Source organism: Streptomyces sp. HD (assembly GCF_028369295.1).
Lineage (GTDB): Bacteria > Actinomycetota > Actinomycetes > Streptomycetales > Streptomycetaceae > Streptomyces.
Genome location: NZ_JAQMYP010000004.1, coordinates 50,730 through 67,495, shown reverse-complemented (window position 1 = coordinate 67,495; position 16,766 = coordinate 50,730). Strand labels below are relative to the sequence as shown.

The 16,766-nt window shown below is 71.2% G+C and carries 13 protein-coding genes; 4 read left to right on the top strand and 9 right to left on the bottom strand.

Annotated elements, in window-relative coordinates; all coding sequences use genetic code 11:
• Nucleotides 1–38 precede the first annotated feature (38 nt).
• Together POF73_RS05180 and POF73_RS05175 are read left to right on the top strand one after the other, a co-directional pair.
• Nucleotides 39–1,046 (top strand): carboxymuconolactone decarboxylase family protein, encoded by a 1,008-nt coding sequence (locus POF73_RS05180; RefSeq protein WP_272113260.1) that lies wholly within the window; start codon nt 39–41, stop codon nt 1,044–1,046.
• 150 nt (nt 1,047–1,196) lie between these two features.
• Complete coding sequence (locus POF73_RS05175) at nt 1,197–1,868, top strand: hypothetical protein (protein ID WP_272113259.1); 672 nt, start codon at nt 1,197–1,199, stop codon at nt 1,866–1,868.
• 32 nt (nt 1,869–1,900) lie between these two features.
• Here the strand turns inward: POF73_RS05175 and POF73_RS05170 are convergent, their stop codons facing one another.
• From POF73_RS05170 to POF73_RS05130, 9 genes are all read right to left on the bottom strand, one after another.
• Nucleotides 1,901–3,448 (bottom strand): NCS1 family nucleobase:cation symporter-1, encoded by a 1,548-nt coding sequence (locus POF73_RS05170; protein ID WP_272113258.1) that lies wholly within the window; start codon nt 3,446–3,448, stop codon nt 1,901–1,903.
• A gap of 203 nt (nt 3,449–3,651) precedes the next feature.
• Entirely contained in the window at nt 3,652–4,674 is a 1,023-nt protein-coding gene (locus POF73_RS05165; protein WP_272113257.1) for a TIGR03842 family LLM class F420-dependent oxidoreductase, read from the bottom strand.
• Between the two features lie 11 nt (nt 4,675–4,685).
• Entirely contained in the window at nt 4,686–6,089 is a 1,404-nt protein-coding gene (gene hydA / locus POF73_RS05160; RefSeq protein WP_272113256.1) for a dihydropyrimidinase, read from the bottom strand.
• 31 nt (nt 6,090–6,120) lie between these two features.
• Entirely contained in the window at nt 6,121–6,963 is an 843-nt protein-coding gene (locus tag POF73_RS05155) for a nitrilase-related carbon-nitrogen hydrolase (protein WP_272113255.1), read from the bottom strand.
• 155 nt (nt 6,964–7,118) lie between these two features.
• Nucleotides 7,119–8,702, bottom strand: a complete 1,584-nt coding sequence (locus POF73_RS05150) for a PucR family transcriptional regulator (RefSeq protein WP_272113254.1) — start codon at nt 8,700–8,702, stop codon at nt 7,119–7,121.
• A 53-nt stretch (nt 8,703–8,755) separates the two neighbouring features.
• Nucleotides 8,756–10,039, bottom strand: a complete 1,284-nt coding sequence (locus POF73_RS05145) for an aspartate aminotransferase family protein (RefSeq protein WP_272113253.1) — start codon at nt 10,037–10,039, stop codon at nt 8,756–8,758.
• On the bottom strand, nt 10,036–10,878 hold the full coding sequence (locus POF73_RS05140; protein WP_272113252.1) for a nitrilase-related carbon-nitrogen hydrolase: 843 nt from the start codon (nt 10,876–10,878) through the stop codon (nt 10,036–10,038). Before POF73_RS05140 ends, POF73_RS05145 begins: the two co-directional genes overlap by 4 nt.
• A gap of 205 nt (nt 10,879–11,083) precedes the next feature.
• Complete coding sequence (locus POF73_RS05135; RefSeq protein WP_272113251.1) at nt 11,084–12,790, bottom strand: hypothetical protein; 1,707 nt, start codon at nt 12,788–12,790, stop codon at nt 11,084–11,086.
• Nucleotides 12,791–12,920: 130 nt separating this feature from the next.
• On the bottom strand, nt 12,921–13,181 hold the full coding sequence (locus POF73_RS05130; protein ID WP_272113250.1) for a helix-turn-helix domain-containing protein: 261 nt from the start codon (nt 13,179–13,181) through the stop codon (nt 12,921–12,923).
• Between the two features lie 75 nt (nt 13,182–13,256).
• Between POF73_RS05130 and map the strand changes: the two genes are divergently transcribed.
• Complete coding sequence (gene map, locus POF73_RS05125; protein ID WP_272113249.1) at nt 13,257–14,024, top strand: type I methionyl aminopeptidase; 768 nt, start codon at nt 13,257–13,259, stop codon at nt 14,022–14,024.
• A gap of 180 nt (nt 14,025–14,204) precedes the next feature.
• A complete protein-coding gene (locus POF73_RS05120) occupies nt 14,205–16,760 on the top strand; it encodes an ATP-dependent Clp protease ATP-binding subunit (protein ID WP_272113248.1) in 2,556 nt (851 codons plus the stop codon).
• The last annotated feature ends 6 nt before the right edge of the window (nt 16,761–16,766 follow it).

Here is a 16,766-nt window from a genome sequence, read left to right as displayed (position 1 = left end):
CGACGACCCGGGCCGCCCGGCGGGCGCACGCTGCTGCCATGTCCACACCCTTCCGTTACACCGAACCCCTCCCGCCCAGGTCGGCCGCAGGCACCGTCGCCGAGGTGTACGCGCAGATCGCCCTCGACTTCGGCATCGCCGCACCCTCCACCTTCGTGGTCCTGTCCGCCGCCCCCGAACTCCTCGCTCCCACCTGGGCGTTGATGCGCGAGTCGCTCATCGCGGGCACTGGCAGCCGCACCGGCAAGGAGCTGGTGGCGCTCGGGGTGTCGCTGGCCAACAAGTGCCCGTTCTGCGTGGACGCGCACACCGTGCTGCTGCACGCCACCGGCGACCACGCGCTGGCGGAGCGGCTGGCACGGGGAGAGGCCCCGCGCGACGAGGCGCACGCACGCGTGCTGGCCTGGGGGAAGCACACGCGTGTGCCCGGCGCCGCCCTGGCGCCGTACCCCTTCCCGCAGGCGCACGCCCCGGCCTACCTCGGCACCGCGCTCACCTTCCACTTCATCAACCGGACCGCGTCGGCCCTGCTGACCGAGAACCTGCTGCCGGCCGGCGCCCAACGGTTCCGGGCGGTGCGCAGCCTCACGGGCCGTTCGCTCGCCCGGACCGTACGCCGCCCCGCCCGCCCGGGTGCCGCCCTCGCGCTGCTCGACCACGCCGACCCCGGTGAGGCCCCCGCCTGGGCGGACGGCACGGCCGTCGGTCTCGCGTACGCGGCGCTGCTCAGGGCGGCCCTGGCGGGCGCCGACCTGCTCGACACCGACGACCAGGACCTCGTCGAGGAGGTCATCCACGACTGGGACGGTGCGCATCCGCCGCTCTCCCTGCCCGGCTTTCCGGACCGGCGGGAGCGTCCCGGTGCGAGACTCGCGCTGCTGGCCGCCCTGGCGCCGTACCGGATCACGCCGGAGGACGTGGCGGCCTGGCGGCGGCCGGGGCACACCGACCGCTGCCTGGTGCGCCTGGTCGCGTACGGCGCGTTTCTCGCCGTGGACCGAATCGAAAGCGCTATCTCCTCCCAAATCATCCAGGAGGCCCCGTAACTCGCCCAGGCCACCACGTAATTACGGCCGTCCCGTAACGGCGTCAGTACGGAGCGAGTTGGCACTTCCGCCTCACAGGGAGTCATGTGACACTGGCGTCCCGTCCGCAGTGCGGACTCCCTCCGCACCGTCCTCCACGAAAAGTGCGCCGTGCGTTCTCTTCCTTTGCCGCTCGCCCTCACCGCGCGTCTGTCGCCCGTCGTCGTGCTCGCCGCGGCGGGATGGGCGCTGTCGTCCGGACCGCTGGCCGCGACGCCGGCTGCCGAGGACCGGGCGGCGACACAGAAGACCGACGGCGAGGAGCCCTCGGCGCCCGCGACGGAGGCCGTGTCGAAGACGTACTCCGCCGCTCCCGCACCCTGCGACAGCCTGGGCTCGAAGTCCATAAAGTCGCTGGTTCCGGGCGCCAAGACGGCCGGCAAGGAGATCCCCTCGACGGACTCGAAGCTGCGTCGCACCTGCTCGTGGAACGCGCTCAAGGGATACGAGTACCGGTGGCTGGACGTCTCCTTCGAGATCACGCAGTCGGACGACGCGGCGAAGGAGTCCTTCAAGGAGCGCGTCGCCGACAAGAGCGGCGGCGGTGACGTCCCCGGCATCGGCGACGCGGGCTACTCCGTCGTGAACCTCTCCACCGAGGACAAGCAGCAGACGCGTGAGGGCGTGGTGCTGGTCCGCTCGTCCAACGCGCTGATCTCCATCACGTACAGCGGAAGCGACTTCGAGTCGAAGAAGGCGCCCGCCTCGGACGACATCAACAAGGGCGCGATCAAGGCGGCCAAGGAGGCGGTCGCCGCCCTGGAGGACGGCCAGAAGGGCTGACCGCCCCCTGACCGTCCTCACACCGAGCCGGTTCAGGCCGCGGCACGTTCCCGGTGTCCGGACATCAGCACCACGTACAGCAGCAGCGACGTGCCCACGCCCACGGCCCAGCCGTAGTCGGCGAGCGGCTTGAGGAACGGGATCAGTCCGTCGGCCGGGAAGGGCCCGGTCTTGGTGCCGTCGGCGCCGACACCCGAGTACGAGCCGCCGACCGCCAGGACGCCACCGACGACGAAGGCGACGATCGCGCGCCAGTTCCAGCCGGACGAGTACCAGTAGCGGCCGCCGGGCGTGTACAGGTCCGCGAGGTGCAGGACCGTGCGCCGCACGATCCAGTAGTCGGCGATCAGGATGCCCGCGACCGTGCCGAGCAGGCCGCCGACGACGCCGAGCCAGGTGAAGATGTAGAACTCGGGTGTGGAGATCAGCTTCCACGGGAAGATCAGGACGCCGACGACACCGGTGATCAGTGCGCCCGTACGGAAGTTGATGAGCTTCGGGGCCAGGTTCGCCAGGTCGTACGCCGGGGAGACGACGTTCGCCGCGATGTTCACGGAGACCGTGGCGACGAGCACGATGACGAGCGCGAAGAGCAGGCCGAAGGCGTTGTCCGTCTTGGCGGCCAGCTCGACCGGGTCCCAGATCGCCTGCCCGTAGACGGCCTCGGAGCCGGAGGTGACCAGCACGGCGAGGACCGCGAAGAGGGTCATCGTGGTGGGCAGCCCCAGGGACTGCCCCCAGGTCTGGGCCTTCTGGCTGGCGCCGAAGCGCGTGAAGTCGGGGATATTGAGGGACAAAGTGGCCCAGAACCCAATCATTCCCATCAGGGACGGGAAGAAGACCGGCCAGAAGTCCGCGCCCCAGCCCAGCTTCGACGGCTGGTCGAGCAGCGCGCCGAACCCGTCCGCCTTGACGGCGATCCAGATCAGCAGGACGAGCGCACCGACGATCACGAAGGGCGCGGCCCAGTTCTCGAAGTGCCGCAGGAAGTCCATGCCGCGGTAGATGATGGCGATCTGCAGCGCCCAGAAGAGGACGAAACAGAGCCACAGGGGCCAGGGGTTGCCCGCGATCTTGCTCGCGTTCTCCCAGTGGCCGCCGGTGAGCTTTGACCCGAGGGCGAAGATGCCGCTGCCGCCGATCCAGGTCTGGATGCCGAACCAGCCGCAGGCCACGGCCGCACGGATCATCGCCGGGATGTTGGCGCCGCGCAGCCCGAAGGAGGCCCGCGCCAGCACCGGGAAGGGTATGCCGTACTTGGGTCCGGCGTGCCCGGTGGCCAGCATCGGCAGCAGCACGATGACGTTGGCCAGCGCGATGGTGAAGACGGCCTGCTTCCAGTCCATGCCTAGCGCGACCAGACCGGAGGCCAGGGTCCAGCTGGGGATGCAGTGGGCCATGGAGATCCACAGGGCCGCGAAGTTGTACGTCGTCCACTTGCGCTCGGCGACCGGGACGGGACGCAGGTCCTCGTTGGCGAAGGGGCTGTGGGCGGGGAATGCCTCGGGGGCGAGTTCGATCCGGCCGTCGGCACCGGCGTACTGCGATATCGGCGACCCCGTGGGGACGGTTTCGGTCATGAGCAGGCCAATCGATCAGGGACTGGACGGGAAAGGCCGTGCGGGGGCCTTGGGCGGGGCCGGGATGGGGCGGGCAGGCCGCGTCCCGGCCCCGCCACCCCTCTCCGGGACGGGACGGCGGGGAGGCCGGGATCACGGGGAGGGAGACAAGGTGGGGGGTGGGGTCGGGTGGAAGCGTGGGCGGTGAACTCGGGGGGCGGGGATCAGGAGTTGAGCGCGGGGATGACCGTCGTGCCGTAGGCGTCGATGACGCTCTCCTGCGCGTCGTGCATGTCGTAGACGGCGAACTGGTCGACGCCCAGCTCACGCAGCGCCTGCAGCTTCTCGATGTGCCTCTCGACCGGGCCGATGAGGCAGAACCGGTCGACGATCTCGTCGGGCACGAACGCGGTGTCGGGGTTGTCGGCGCGTCCGTGGTGGGAGTAGTCGTACCCCTCTCGGGCCTTGATGTAGTCGGTCAGTTCGTCGGGTACGGCGGCGGAGTGCTCGCCGTACTTGGACACCAGGTCGGCGACATGGTTGCCGACCATTCCGCCGAACCAGCGGCACTGCTCGCGCGCGTGGGCGAGCTTCTCGGGCGAGTCGTCCTCGGTGACGTACGCGGGGGCGGCGACGCAGATCTTCACCTCGGACGGGTCACGGCCGGCGGCGACAGCGGCGTCCTTCACGGCCTTCACCATGTACTCGGTCAGATACAGGTCGGCGAGCTGCAGGATGAACCCGTCGGCCTCCTCGCCGGTCATCTTCAGGGCCTTCGGGCCGTACGCCGCCATCCACACGGGGAGTTCGGCGCCCTCCTTGATCCACGGAAAGCTGACGACCGTGCCACCGCCGAGGTCGGCCTCGCGGCCGCTGCCGAGCGCCCGGATGACCTTCATGGCCTCGCTGATCCGGGCCAGCGTGTTGGGCTTGCGGCCGGCGACGCGCATGGCCGAGTCGCCGCGTCCGATGCCGCACACCGTGCGGTTGCCGAACATGTCGTTGAGGGTGGCGAAGGTGGAGGCGGTGACCTCCCAGGTGCGGGTGCCCGGGTTGGTCACCATCGTGCCGACCTTCAGCTTCTGCGTGTTGGCCAGGATCTGGCTGTAGATGACGAACGGCTCCTGCCACAGCACGGCGGAGTCGAAGGTCCAGCCGTACGTGAAGCCGCTGCGCTCGGCACGCTTCATGAGGCTCACGACCCGCGAGGCCGGCGGGTCGGTCTGCAGGACGAGTCCGAAGTCCATGTGCTCCGCTCCTAGTTGAGGTACTGACAGGTGGAGCGGGGCGTGTAGACGCCGTGCCCGGCGTGGCCGGTGTACTCCCGCTCGGTGATGACGAGTTCGCCGCGCGAGAGGACCGTCTCGACCCGGCCGGTCGTCCGCTTGCCCTCGTACGCCGAGTAGTCGACGTTCATGTGGTGCGTCTCGGCGGAGATGACCTGCTCCGCCCCCGGGTCGTAGATCACGACGTCGGCGTCGGCACCCGGCGCGATCGTGCCCTTCTTCGGGTACATGCCGAACATCCGGGCCGGTGTCGCGCAGGCGATCTCGATCCAGCGGCGGCGTGAGATGTGGCCGTCGACGACGGCCTGGTGGAGCAGGTCCATCCGGTTCTCGACGCCCGGCAGACCGTTGGGGATCTTGGAGAAGTCGCCGCGGCCGAGCTCCTTCTGGCCCACGAAGCAGAACGGGCAGTGGTCGGTGGAGACGACCTGGAGGTCGTTGGTCCGCAGCCCCTTCCACAGGTGGGCCTGGTGCTCACGCGGCCTCAGGGGCGTGCTGCACACGTACTTCGCGCCCTCGAAGTCGGGCTCGGCGAGGTTGTCGGTGGACAGGAACAGATACTGCGGGCAGGTCTCGCCGAAGACGTTCAGCCCTTCGTCACGCGCGCGTGCCAGCTCGGCGACCGCCTCCATCGCCGAGACGTGCACGACGTACAAGGGCGCGCCCGCGACCTGCGCGAGCCTGATGGCGCGGTGGGTGGCCTCGGCCTCCAACAGCGCCTTGCGTACTTCCCCGTGATACCGGGGGTCGGTCTCCCCGCGCGCCAGCGCCTGCTCCACCAGCACGTCGATCGCGATGCCGTTCTCGGCGTGCATCATGATCAGGCCGCCGTTCTCGGCGGAGCGCTGCATGGCGCGCAGGATCTGGCCGTCGTCGGAGTAGAAGACCCCCGGATAGGCCATGAACTGCTTGAAGGAGGTCACGCCCTCCTCCACCAGCAGGTCCATCTCCTTGAGCGTCTCCTGGTTCACATCGGAGACGATCATGTGGAAGCCGTAGTCGATCGCGCAGTTGCCCTCGGCCTTGGCGTGCCAGGCGTCGAGCCCCTCGCGCAACGAGTGGCCCACGCTCTGCACGGCGAAGTCGACGATCGTGGTCGTTCCGCCCCAGGCGGCGGCCCGGGTGCCGGTCTCGAAGGTGTCGGAGGCGAAGGTGCCGCCGAACGGCAGCTCCATATGGGTGTGGGCGTCGACGCCGCCCGGGATGACGTACTTCCCGGTGGCGTCAATGGTCCGTTCGGCACTGAAAGCCTCGGCGGCGGGCGTGCCGGAGGCGGCGAGGGCGGCGATGCGGCCGTCCTCGATCAGCACGTCGGCATGGATCTCGTCGGACGCGGTGATGACGAGACCACCGCGGATGACGGTACGGCTGCTCATGGTCCCTCTCCTGCCAGAGTGAACGGTTCGGTCAGGGTGCGGTCAGCGGGCCGTACGCGTCGGGACGGCGGTCGCGGTAGAACTGCCAGCGGTCGCGGATCTCGCGCAGCTTGGCCATGTCCAGGTCGCGGACGACCAGTTCGGTCTCCTTGTCGCTCGCCACCTCGCCCACGAACTGGGCCTCCGGGTCCACGAAGTACGAGGTGCCGTAGAAGTCGTTGTCGCCCAGCTCCTCGACCCCGACCCGGTTGATCGCGCCGACGAAGTACTCGTTGGCGACGGCGGAGGCCGGCTGCTCCAGCTGCCACAGGTAGGAGGACAGTCCGCGCGAGGTGGCCGACGGGTTGAACACGATCTCGGCGCCCGCGAGGCCCAGCGCCCGCCAGCCCTCCGGGAAGTGGCGGTCGTAGCAGATGTAGACGCCGATCCGGCCGACGGCGGTGTCGAAGACGGGCCAGCCGGCGTTGCCCGGGCGGAAGTAGAACTTCTCCCAGAATCCGGGCACTTGAGGGATGTGGTGCTTGCGGTACTTGCCCAGGTACGAGCCGTCGGCGTCGATCACCGCGGCCGTGTTGTAGAGGACGCCGGGCTGCTCCTCCTCGTACATCGGCAGGACCAGGACCAGGCCCAGTTCCTTGGCCAGCGCCTGGAAGCGCCGGACGATCGGGCCCTCGGGGATCTGCTCGGCGTACTCGTAGAACGCCTTGTCCTGCACCTGGCAGAAGTACGGCCCGTAGAACAGCTCCTGGAAGCACATCACCTGCGCACCCTGTGCGGCCGCGTCGCGCGCCGCCTGCTCGTGCACCTGGATCATCGACTCCTTGTCGCCGGTCCAGGCGGTCTGGAAGATCGCGGCACGGATCACTCTGCTCATCGGGACCTCCGGTCACTCGGTGTGCAGCGAGCGTAGGAAGTCCGGGAGGCCGGTTTGAGTTGCACGGTGTCACGTCTGCGGGCGCGCGGCGTGCCACGGTGTCACCCTGTCGTGGACCCATGTTTCACCGCCGTTTTCCCAGGTCGCCGCATGTTTCACCCCTGTTGCGCGTCATGCGCGAGGAGCGCGATGTGTACGGAGGCAGCCTGCTCGAAGTCATCGAGGTCGACGCCGAGGCGCGCCTGTATCGCCTCCAGTCGGCGGTAGAGCGCGGGCCGCGAGACATGGTGGAGCTGCGCGGTGCGGGACTTGTTGCGCCCGGTGGCGAGGTACGTCCGCAGCACGGCGAGCAGGGCGCCGGCCTCGTCGTCCGGGCCGCACAGCAGCCCGTCCAGCTCCCGCTCCGCGAACGACTGGACCTGCGGGTCGTCCCGCAACAGCCGGACCAGGCCGCGCAGATGGACGTCCCTGAGGCGTACGACGGCCGGGAGGTCGAGGGCGGCCGAGGAGTCGGCGACGGCGTCGGCGACATGCTGGGCCTCGCGCACTCCGGCGGGTACGTCGTCCCAGGCGGTACGCGCGTCGGCGGCGGCCACGACGGTCAGGACGGCGCCCGACTCCGAGCGCACCCGGGCCGCGAAGTTCTCCGTGAGCACGGCGGCGTCCTGGTCCCGGGCGAGGCTCAGCAGGACCGCGGTGGCCCCCTCGGTGAGCTCGGCGACGATCCCGGGCAGCCCCAGCATCCGCAGCACGCGCTCCAGTTGGCCGGGATCGACGTCCCGCACGACCAGCGGCACGAAGGCGCGCCGGTTGACCGGCAGTCCGGCCGCACGCGCGCGTGGCAGCAGCTGCCGTGCCGGTACGACCCCGCTGACGAGGTCGGTCAGCAGGCTCTGCGCGGACTGCTCCTCCCAGGTGTGCGCGGCGTTCCCGCCGAGCATGCGGTGCAGGACGAGGGCTTCGGCGGCGCGGTCGGCGAGCAGCCGTCCGGTGGCGGTGTCGCCCCGGTATCCGCACAGCACGATCCGGCCCCACCGCTCCCCGCGCCCGCCCAGCTCGGCGCGGATCCAGCCGTCGCCCTCGCTGCCGCCGGCCTGGCGGGCGATGCGCTCCCAGTCGCGCAGCACGTCGTCCACGGCCGGCCGCTCCCCCGCCGTGGCGAGGACGCGGTGGGCGAGGTTGGTGACGACCACGGGGCAGGCGCTGTGCGAGGCGACCTCGTCGAGCAGCCGTTGCAGCGGGGCGCCCGCGGTGATGAGTCCGGTGAGCGCGGTCCGTACGGACTCCGAGAAGCTGACGGCGGCGAACTTCCGCCGCACGAGCCGGGACTGCACCTCCTCGGTCAGCTCGGCGAAGGGGAAGGGGCGGTGCAGGACGACCATGGGCAGCCCGCACCGTTCCGCCGCCCGGCGCATCACGTCCGGCGGGGCGGGGAAGGCCCGGCCGAGCCCCAGCACGACGGCCGCGGCCTCGGCCCGGTGCAGGGAGCGGATGTACTCGGCCTGTTTGTCCTCGTCCCCGGCGAGCAGCACGCCGGTGGTGAGCACCATTTCGCCGCCGGTGAGCATCACCCCGACGTCCGGTGCCTCGGCGACATGCACCCAGCGCACCGGCCGGTCGAGCTGACCGGCGCCGGCCACCACCTCGGGCTCCCCGGCGAGCACCCGCTCCAGGGTGAGGACCTGGCGGACCGACAGGGCGGGCTCCAGGGTTTGCGCGGGCTCCGAGGTGGTGGTCATGGCGGTGTTTCCCTTGCTCGGGCCTTGTTCAGGCCGTGCTCGGCCGAATGCTGCTAGATGCTCCTCAGAGCGTTCTCCAGGATCGCGGCGCCCTCCTCGGCCTCCGCGACGGTGAGGGACAGGGGCGGGGCGATCCGCAGGGAGCTGGTGTTGTGGCCGCCGCCCTTGCCGATGAGGAGGCCGCCCTCGCGGGCCGCTTCCAGCACGGCCGACGCGGCGGCGGGGTCGGCGTCGTCGGTGCCGGGCCTGGTGATCTCGACGCCCAGCATCAGTCCCCGGCCGCGCACCTCCCGTACGTGCGGCACCTGCGCCGCGACGGCCCGCAGCCGCTCCACGAGCAGCCCGCCCACCCGCCGTGCGTTGCCCTGGAGATCGTGTTCCAGCAGGTAGGAGAGGTTGGCGAGGCCGGCCGCCATGGTGATCTGGGTGCCGCCGAAGGTGGAGATGCTGTTGGAGTCCAGACAGTTCATGATCTCGGCGCGGGCGACGACACCGCCGATCGACATGCCGTTGCCGATGCCCTTGGCGAAGGTCAGCATGTCCGGCGGGCCGGACTGTCCGTGCGCCTGCCAGCCCCAGAAGTGGTCGCCGGTTCGGCCCCAGCCGGTCTGCACCTCGTCGGCGATCCACAGGATGCCGCGCTCGGCGAGTACGTCACGGAAGGCGGCGTACAGCCCGTCCGGACCCGAGGTGAAGCCGCCGACGCCCTGGATGGGTTCGGCGATGAGGGCGGCGGGCGGGCGGGTGTGGCCGAGGAGGTCGTTCAGGTCCTCGACGCAGGCGGCGATGAAGTCCTCGTCGCTCAGGTGCGCGTACGGACCACGGGTGCGTACACCGCCGTGGACGTACAGCGTCTGCAGCGGTGACAGCGAGGTCGGCGACCAGCCGCGGTTGCCGGTGATGCCGACGGCGCTGAAGGAGCGGCCGTGGTAGCTGTTGCGCATAGCGAGGATCGTGTTGCTCTGCCGGTAGGCCGTCGCGAGCAGCAGGGCGGTGTCGTTGGCCTCGGTGCCGGAGGTGGTGAAGAAGACGCGGGCGTCCGGGATGCCGCTCAACTGGGCGATGCGCTCGGCGAGTTCGACCATCGGCCGGTTGAGGTACAGGGTGGAGGAGTGGATGATCCGCCCGGCCTGCTCGCTCACCGCCTTCGTCACCTCGGGCAGCGCGTGCGCGGTCATGGTGGTGAGGATGCCGCCGAAGAAGTCGAGGTACCGGTTGCCCTCGGCGTCCCACACGTGGCGGCCCTCGCCGTGGGTGATCTCCAGGGGCTCCTCGTAGTAGAGGGCGAGCCAGTCCGGCATGACGGCGCGGTGGCGTCCCAGCAGGTCCTTGGTCACGGCTGCACCAGTCCTTCGTAGGCGTCGGGGCGGCGGTCGCGGTAGAAGGCCCACTGCTGCCGCACTTGCTCGATCAGGTCGAAGTCGAGGTCACGTACGACGAGTTCCTCGCTCTTGTCGCTGGCGGCCTCGCCGACAACCTGCCCACGCGGGTCGACGAAATAGCTCGTCCCGTAGAAGTCGTTGTCGCCGTACGGCTCCTGTCCGACGCGGTTGATCGCGGCGACGAAGTACTCGTTGGCGACGGCCGCGGCAGGCTGCTCCAGCTGCCACAGGTAGGACGACAGACCGCGCGAGGTGGCCGACGGGTTGTACACCAACTGGGCGCCGTTGAGACCGAGTTGCCGCCAGCCCTCCGGGAAGTGGCGGTCGTAGCAGATGTAGACACCGACCTTGCCCACGGCGGTGTCGAAGACGGGCCAGCCGACGTTGCCCGGCTTGAAGTAGTACTTCTCCCAGAAGCCCTTGACCTGCGGGATGTGGTGCTTGCGGTACTTGCCGAGGTAGGTGCCGTCGGCGTCGATCACTGCGGCGGTGTTGTAGTAGAAGCCCGACTGCTCGACCTCGAACACCGGCACCACGACCACCATGCCGGTCTCGCGGGCCAGCTCCTGCATACGGCGCACGGTGGGCCCGTCGGGGACCGGCTCAGCCCAGCTGTAGTGCTCCGGCTCCTGGACCTGACAGAAGTAGGGAGCGTTGAAGACCTCCTGGAAGCCGATGATCTTCGCGCCCTGCCGGGCCGCCTCCCGGGCGTGCTCCTCGTGTTTCGCCACCATGGACTCGGTGTCGCCGGTCCAGGTGGCCTGGACCAGTGCGGCGCGTACGACGTTGGCCATGAGCTGCTCCTTCGACGGGACGTCAGAGCCTCTACGCCCGTAGAGGGGGCCGTAGAGGCTTGAAAGTAAGCCCCCGGAACAGCCTTGCCAAGACCATCGTCGTTAACCCGCTGAGTCGATCACGTTTCACCCTCCAGTGGGTGAGGGATGGGGCCGGTGGGACGGGTGTCCAGCCGTGGTGCGGTGCACCCGGGCACCCGGCCGCTCAGGCCGTGAAGCCCGCCACCCGCAGTGCATGGACGAGATCCCAGTGGCGCTCGTCCGAGACACCCTGAGCGGCGGCCAGCACAAGCGGTACGAGGGTGCGCGGCTCCGGCGCGACGCTGCGGGCGGCCTCCTCCGGGGTGCGGACCCGGACGTACGCGTCGAGCAGCGCACGGACCTCGCGGTGCCGCCCCTCGCCGAGCAGCCCGAGCACGGCCTGTCCGATCTCGCCCGCGGGCCGCGCCACGCCCTGCCGCAGGATCTGCTCCCCGTCGCCGGCCCGCCCGGCCGCGGTCAGCGCGTCGGCGGCGGCGACGAGCCGCTCGGCCGGCAGCGAGGCGGCCTCCCACAGCAGGGTGGCCCAGTCGGCGCCGAGTCCGGCGCGCTCCATGTCGGCCGCGAGCGCCGGAAAGCGGACGGCGGGCCAGTACGCGGCCTCCACCAGCAGCACATGTGCCTCACCGCCGCGTCCCTCGGCCCGCAGCCGCACGATCGTCTGCACGGTCCGGGCCACCTCCCGCCGGTCCTCCGCCCCCATCGGCTCGACCTGCGGCTGCCGCGGACTCGCGGGCGCTTCGTCGGCGGCCCCGGCGAATCTGGCCCCGCGTGGAGTGCGGCGCGTGGTGCCGGGCTGAGCGGGGAGGGTGGGGAGGACGGGTTCGGCGGTCGGCGGTACGACGACGGGGGCGGCCTCCTCCTCGACCATCCCGGCGAAGCGGGCGCTGCCTCGGCGGCGTTTGCGCTGCTTGGGGGTGGGGGCGGGCTCAAGGTCGGGGGCGGGCGACGGGGCCCGGGGGTGGTCGCCGGGTGCGGTGCGGGCAGGGGTGTGCGGGGCTTCCGGCCGCTCGGACGGTGTCGGCGCCGCGGCCGAGGCGGTGCGAGCCGTGGGGTCCAGGGGATGCCCGGCGAGGCGGTCCGAACCCTGCGGATGCTGCCGAGCAGCCGTCCCGCGCTCCTCGAACCAGTCCCCCGCATCGGCCGGCGATTGGGCGTCGCGCCGAGGCGACTCACCGCGGGGTCCGAGATGCCCTGAGACCGAAGTGCTGAACGCCCCTTCCCCGGGATGCCGACCGTCCCCGCCCTCGACGCCCCCGGCCAGGTGGTCCCTGCCCCCTTCACCGCCGAACCGGTCATCGACGCGGAACAGGTCCCCCTCCCCCTCCCGGTCCCGGCGTATCGCCTCGGCACGGCCGCCGGCCGCCCGTCGGTCCAGGTCGGCCATCCGGGCCCGGAGTTCGGCGCACCGGGCGGTCGCGCGTTCGTGGTCGTCGCGGGCCCAGGCGAGGTCGAGGCGGACGGCGTCGGCCTCCTCCCTGCTGGTGGCGGCGGCGAGCGAACGGCCCAGTTCCGCCTGCCGTTCGGCGGCGTACCGCTGTTCGCGGAGCATGACGTCGAGCCGGTCCCCGAGGGCGTCGCGGCCGCCGGGACGGGCGTCGTACGCGGCGAGGGCGGCGATGTGCAGGGCGCGGGCGCGCTCCGTCTCGGGGCCGGCGCCGCCGGGGCCGTACTGGGCGGCGAGGTCGTGCAGGAGGGACTCCAGCACGTCCCGGGGCGGCACCTCACGTCCGTCGAGGCAGGCCTGCATGCCCTCGGGGTCGCGCTGCCAGAACACCCCGCACCAGCCGGCGCCCTGATCCAGGCGCGCCAGCAGGCCGTCCAGGTAGTCCACGAACTCCCGCACCCGAGCCGGGAGTTGATCCACTGACATCTCGACTCCCGCCAGACCGGAGCACTCCGGTCCGCTAGGCAACACCAGCCATGTTACGAATGCGCTACGGGAAGTTTTCGGACTGAACGCAGAGTACGCCGGAGCTGCCGGAACGTGACGTGCGGAGCCGTCAGGCGGCGGCCTCGACGGCCGGTGTGCAGCGTCCGGCGATCTCATCCATGGACAGTCCGAGGGCCTGCGCGAGCGCGGCGACCGTGAAGAAGGCCGGGGTCGGAGCACGCCCCGTCTCGATCTTGCGCAGCGTCTCGGCGGAGATGCCGGCGCTCGCCGCGACCTCCGCCATGCTGCGGCCCGCGCGGGCCTCGCGGAGCAACCGGCCGAGCCGTTCGCCGCGTTCGCGCTCTTCGGGAGTGAGAGGGGTACGCACCATGGCGCCCATTCTAATACCGCTCCCGAACATCCCCCACGGAACGCTCCCCATTCAAATACCGGTATAGTAATTGGCATGGTGGAACTGAAGACGGACACGTCGATCGATGCGATGTACACGACCGGACAGGTCGTCGGCCAGGCCCTCACGGCCGTACACAAGGCCGCCGACGTGGGGGTTTCCCTGCTGGAACTGGACGAGGTCGCGCGCGAGGTGCTGCGCGGCGCGGGGGCGGCCTCGCCCTTCCTCGGCTACCGCCCCTCCTTCGCCCCCACCCCGTTCCCCGCCGTCATCTGCGCCTCCGTGAACGACGCGATCGTGCACGGCATCCCGACCGGCTACCGCCTGCGCGACGGCGACCTGGTCTCCATCGACTGCGGCGCCGAACTGGGCGGCTGGGCGGGTGACTCGGCGATCAGCTTCACCGTCGGCACGGCGCGCCCGGCGGACGTACGGCTGATCGAGACGGCCGAGCGGGCGCTGGCGGCGGGCATCGAGGCGGCCATGGTCGGCAACCGTATCGGCGACATCGCGCACGCGATCGGCTCGGTGTGCCGGACGGCCGGGTACGGCATCCCGGACGGCTTCGGCGGGCACGGCATCGGCCGCAAGATGCACGAGGACCCCGGGGTGCCGAACGAGGGACGTCCGGGCCGGGGCATGCGACTGCGGCACGGCATGGTCCTCGCCATCGAGCCGATGGTCATCGCGAGCGGCAGGGACGGCTACCACGCGGCGCCGGACGGCTGGACCCTGTGCACCAACGACGGCTCCCGCGCGGCCCACGCGGAGCACACGGTGGCGATCACGGAGGCGGGGCCGCGGATCCTCACGGCGCGCTGAGCCGCTCCCACAGCCCAGAAGCCCCCGCGTTCCCTGGAGGTGCCCCCGGCCACCGTTCGTGCGAAGGTGTTCTACGAACGCGCGGCCAGGTGTAACCGGCGTCCGGCCGGGTTACCCGACTCCGGCACGTCGATCAGCGAGGGCGACCCTGCCCGCGCAGGGACGCCGGATGGGAACGCCATGACCAGCGGTTTCAATGGTGGTCCGGAAGACTACGACCCCTTCGGGGAGTTCCTTGCCCGGTTCTTCAGCGGACCACGCCCCGGCCCCCGCCAGATCGACATAGGCCGTCTGCTCAGCCAGCCGGCCCGGGAACTGGTGCGCGGCGCCGCCCAGTACGCCGCCGAGCACGGCAGCCGCGATCTGGACACCCAGCATCTGCTGCGCGCCGCGCTGTCCGCGGAACCGACCCGGACCCTGCTCACCCGGGCGGGCGCGGACCCGGACTCGCTGGCGACGGAGATCGACGAGCGCACGGGCCCGGTCCAGCACCCGCCGGGCGAGGCCCCGCCGCCGACCTCGCTCTCCCTCACGCCCGCCGCCAAGCGTGCCCTGCTCGACGCGCACGACCTGGCCCGCGCGCGGGGCGCCGGTTACATCGGCCCGGAGCATGTGCTCAGCGCCCTCGCCGCGAACCCCGACTCGGCCGCCGGGCACATCCTGAACGCGGCGCGCTTCGCCCCCTCGGGCATGCCGCCCGAGGCCCCGGAAACCGAGCGGCCCCGGCCCCGCGCCGACCAGCGCCCGCGCGTCGACACCGGTACGCCCACCCTCGACAAGTACGGCCGCGACCTCACCGACCTCGCCCGCCAGGGCCGCATCGACCCGGTGATCGGCCGGGACGAGGAGATCGAGCAGACCATCGAGGTGCTCTCCCGGCGCGGCAAGAACAACCCGGTGCTGATCGGCGACGCGGGCGTCGGCAAGACGGCGATCGTGGAGGGCCTCGCCCAGCGGATCGCCGACGGTGACGTGCCCGACGTGCTCAGCGGACGCCGCGTGGTCGCCCTCGATCTGACGGCCGTGGTCGCGGGCACCCGCTACCGGGGCGACTTCGAGGAGCGGCTCACCAACATCGTGGGCGAGATCCGCTCGCACTCCGACCAACTGATCGTCTTCATCGACGAGTTGCACACCGTCGTGGGCGCCGGGGGCGGCGGCGAGGGCGGGTCCATGGACGCCGGGAACATCCTCAAACCGGCCCTCGCGCGCGGCGAACTGCACATCGTCGGCGCGACCACCCTGGAGGAGTACCGCAGGATCGAGAAGGACGCGGCGCTCTCCCGCCGCTTCCAGCCGATCCTCGTCCCCGAGCCGACCACCGCCGACGCGATCGAGATCCTGCGCGGCCTGCGCGACCGCTACGAGGCCCACCACCAGGTCCGCTACACCGACGCGGCGCTCGTCGCCGCAGTCGAGCTGTCCGACCGCTATCTCACCGACCGCCGCCTCCCGGACAAGGCCATCGATCTCATCGACCAGGCGGGCGCCCGGGTACGGCTGCGTACACGGACCAAGGGCACGGACGTACGGGCCATGGAGCGCGACGTCGAGCAGCTGACCCGGGACAAGGACCAGGCGGTCGCCGACGAGCAGTACGAGCAGGCGACCCAGCTACGGGACCGTATCGTCGAGTTGAAACAGCGCATCGCCGACGCGTCCGGTGACGAGGAGGGCGACGAGGGCCTGAACCTGGAGGTCACCGCCGAGGCCATCGCGGAGGTCGTGTCCCGGCAGACCGGCATCCCGGTGAGCAGCCTCACCGAGGAGGAGAAGGACCGGCTGCTCGGACTGGAGGAGCATCTGCACGAGCGGGTCGTCGGGCAGGACGAGGCGGTGCGCGTGGTATCCGACGCGGTGCTGCGCTCCCGGGCCGGACTCGCCAGCCCCGACCGGCCGATCGGCAGCTTCCTCTTCCTCGGCCCGACCGGCGTCGGGAAGACAGAGCTGGCCCGGGCGCTCGCCGAGGTGCTGTTCGGCAGCGAGGAGCGGATGGTCCGGCTGGACATGAGCGAGTACCAGGAGCGGCACACCGTCAGCCGCCTGGTCGGCGCCCCTCCCGGCTATGTCGGGCACGAGCAGGCCGGCCAGCTCACCGAGGTCGTACGCCGGCACCCGTACTCGCTGCTGCTGCTCGACGAGGTGGAGAAGGCCCACCCCGACGTCTTCAACATCCTGCTCCAGGTCCTGGACGACGGCCGGCTGACCGACTCCCAGGGCCGGACCGTCGACTTCACCAACACGGTCATCGTGATGACCAGCAACCTGGGCTCCGACGCGATCAGCCGGGGCGGCGCCGGGATCGGGTTCGGCGCGGGAGCCGGGGAGGCCGACGAGGAGGCGTGGCGCGAGCGGGTCCTGCGGCCGTTGCGCGACCACTTCCGGCCCGAGTTCCTCAACCGCATCGACGAGATCGTGGTCTTCCGCCAGCTGACCCACGACCAGTTGGAGCGGATCACCAATCTGCTGCTGGACAAGACCCGCCGGCTGCTGCACGCGCAGGGCGTCGAGGTCGACTTCACCGCCACGGCCGTCGACTGGCTCTCCGAGCGCGGCTACCAGCCCGAGTACGGCGCCCGCCCGCTGCGCCGCACGATCCAGAGGGAGGTCGACAACCAGCTCTCCCGGCTCCTCCTGGACGGCCGGATCGGCGCGGGCGGCCGGGTGACGGTGGACGTGGAGAGCGGGCGGCTCGCCTTCCGTACGGAGGACCTGCCGCCCGCCCCTGAGCTCTGAGCCCCG